Below are 2,512 nucleotides of genomic sequence, written 5' to 3'. Positions count from 1 at the left end.
CCCGGCTTGCCGCTCCAGCCGCCGCCGTTGCCGCCGCCGTAGCTGCGGCCATTGCCGTTACCGTTGCCGCCATAACCGCCGCCCGGCTTGCCGCCGAAACGACGACCGCCGTTACCGCCGCCCGGACGGCCACGGCCGCCGTTGCCGCCGTTACGCGGGGGCGCCTTGCGCGGCTCGAAACCTTCGATCACGTTGACCGGCAGCGGCGCGCGCACGAAGCGCTCGATGCGCTTGAGCGCGCCTTGCTCGGCGTGGTGCACGAGGCTCACTGCCGTGCCCGAACGGCCTGCACGGCCGGTACGGCCGATCCGGTGCACGTAGTCTTCCGCGAACTTCGGCAGGTCGTAGTTGAACACGTGCGTGATGCCCGGGATGTCGATGCCGCGTGCCGCGACGTCGGTGGCCACCAGCACGCGCACACGGCGCTCGCGCAGCGCACGGATCGTGCGGTTACGCGCGCCCTGCGGCAGGTCGCCATGCAGCGCGGCCGATTCGAAGCCTGCGTCGGCGAGACGGCCGGCGAGCTGGTCGGCGTCGATCTTGGTTGCCGTGAAGATGATCGCCTGGTCGAGCGCGTCGTCGCGCAGCAGGTGATCGAGCAGGCGATCCTTGTGGTCGCGATCGTCGACGTAGTGCACGGTCTGCGCGATGTTCGCGCGCGACTCGAGGCGCTGCTGGATCTCGATGCGTTCCGGATCCTTCAGCAGGCGGCTCGTCAGCGAACCGATCTTGCCGTCGAGCGTGGCCGAGAACAGCATCGTCTGGCGCGACTCGGGCGTGGCGGCGACGATCGTTTCGATGTCGTCGATGAAGCCCATGTCGAGCATGCGGTCGGCTTCGTCCAGCACGAGCATCTTCAGCTCGGACAGGTCGATGCGGCCACGCTCGAGGTGGTCGAGCAGACGGCCCGGCGTGGCAACCAGGATTTCCGGGTTCTTCGCGAGCAGCATCAGCTGCTGGCCGTAGGCGACGCCGCCGAGAATGCTGACCGTGCGCAGGCGCTTCAGGTGCTTGCCGTAGGTCGTTGCGGCCGTGGTGACCTGCATCGCGAGTTCACGGGTCGGCGTCAGCACGAGCAGGCCCGGGCGCGCGACGGGTTGCGGGCGGCGCGCACGGCGGTCGCCCTGGTTCGGTTCGCGCGGCGCGCGCGGGTGCTGCGCTTGCGCCTTCTGGAGCTGCGCGAAACGTTCGATCGCGGGCAGCATGAATGCAGCGGTCTTGCCCGAACCGGTCGGGCTCGAGACCAGCAGGTCACGGCCGGCGATGCCGGCCGGAATCGCGCGCTGCTGGACCGGCGTCGGCTTCACATAGCCGGCGGCCTGCAGCGCGGAGACGATCTCCGGCGACAACCCGAGCGACGCGAAGTTCGGCTCGTCCGACGCCGGTTCGACCGCGGCCGGTACGGCGGCGTCGTCGAGACCGAGCGCCTGGTCGGCGATCGCGTTGAGCGGGCTGGAGTTGATGCTCGAAGTCATAACAATCCTTGAATCACAGTGGGTGAAACGTCGGCGCCAATCGCGCATACCCAAGTCGTCGGATTCAGCGAGCAAATCGGGAAACGGGGGTGCAATCCGCCGAACCGTCGGCGGATGAGGCATTAGAAGCTGTTTTGGGTGCGGCGCGCTTCAGGAGCGGGGCCGCCAGCCTGATAAGTGACGACCGCGAAGGTCGAAGCAGGAGGGGACAGGTTCTAAACCGGATTGGAGCTTAACGCTACGAGGCGCCAGGCCGGAACGGCTTGCGAGCCGAGCGCGGGGGTGACGCAGCCAGCATTATAAAGAGATTTGCTGCGCTGCGCCACTGATTTGATTGCCTATTGCGACAGGGGGCGATTCGGTCAGGAAGCCGTGCCGTTCTTCAGCGATTCGACGAGTTCGATGTACTGCTGCTTCGCCGCATCCTGCGACGTGCCCTTCAGCGCGTCCCATGCGTCGTACTTGTATTTGCCGACGATGTCGGTGAAGCCCGGCTTGTCGCCATGGGCGTCGCCGTCGGTCGCCTGCTTGAAGAGTGCGTACAGGCGCAACAGGGTCAGGTTGCCCGGACGTTCCGTCAGTTGCTTGACGTCGATCTGGGCCTGGTCGAATTGGGCGGTGAGTTCGCTCATCGGGTGTCTCCGTAAGGGTTTCAGGTCGGGCGATCTTAACAAGCGGACCGCCGCACGGGGTCGAGCGATCCTTCCAAACCGCCGCCGGCGCGGCGTGCACGCACGGATCGGGCCCGATCGCCCGTGGGAGCGGGGCGCCGCATTACAATGTCGCCCATGACGCAAACAGTGCTCCTCGCCATCGATACGTCGACCGAATACTGCTCGGTCGCGCTGCTGCGCTCGGCCCATGCCGATGACGCCGTTTCCACCCCGCAAACCTGGGTCCGCCACGAGCTGACGGGCGCCGTGTCGAGCACGCGCGTGCTGCCGGCCATCCAGGCGCTTTTCGCCGAATCGGGGCTGACGCTCGCCGATTGCGACGCGATCGCGTTCGGCGCGGGCCCCGGCTCGTTCACGGGCCTG

The 2,512-nt window shown here is 67.4% G+C and carries 3 protein-coding genes; 1 reads left to right on the top strand and 2 read right to left on the bottom strand.

Annotation, left to right across the window (positions count from 1 at the left end):
• A partial coding sequence (locus G3N93_RS37970) for a DEAD/DEAH box helicase (protein ID WP_206135320.1) occupies positions 1-1,475 on the bottom strand: 1,475 nt, incomplete at its 3' end.
• 362 nt (positions 1,476-1,837) lie between these two features.
• Entirely contained in the window at positions 1,838-2,107 is a 270-nt protein-coding gene (locus G3N93_RS37965) for an acyl-CoA-binding protein (RefSeq protein ID WP_011352486.1), read from the bottom strand.
• Positions 2,108-2,254: 147 nt separating this feature from the next.
• On the opposite strand from G3N93_RS37965, the gene tsaB reads away from it, so the two are divergent.
• Positions 2,255-2,512, top strand: a 258-nt coding sequence (gene tsaB / locus G3N93_RS37960) for a tRNA (adenosine(37)-N6)-threonylcarbamoyltransferase complex dimerization subunit type 1 TsaB (protein WP_206135319.1), incomplete at its 3' end; no start/stop codon positions are given.

The organism is Burkholderia sp. Se-20378 (assembly GCF_017104665.1).
Classification (GTDB): Bacteria; Pseudomonadota; Gammaproteobacteria; order Burkholderiales; family Burkholderiaceae; genus Burkholderia; species Burkholderia lata.
The sequence above is the reverse complement of the archived record's forward strand: the minus strand, read 5'-3'. Positions and strand labels throughout refer to the sequence as shown.

Bases quoted from the DNA above. Each gene is read 5' to 3' on its own strand.
- G3N93_RS37965 (WP_011352486.1), bottom strand. From the start codon at position 2,107: ATGAGCGAACTCACCGCCCAATTCGACCAGGCCCAGATCGACGTCAAG.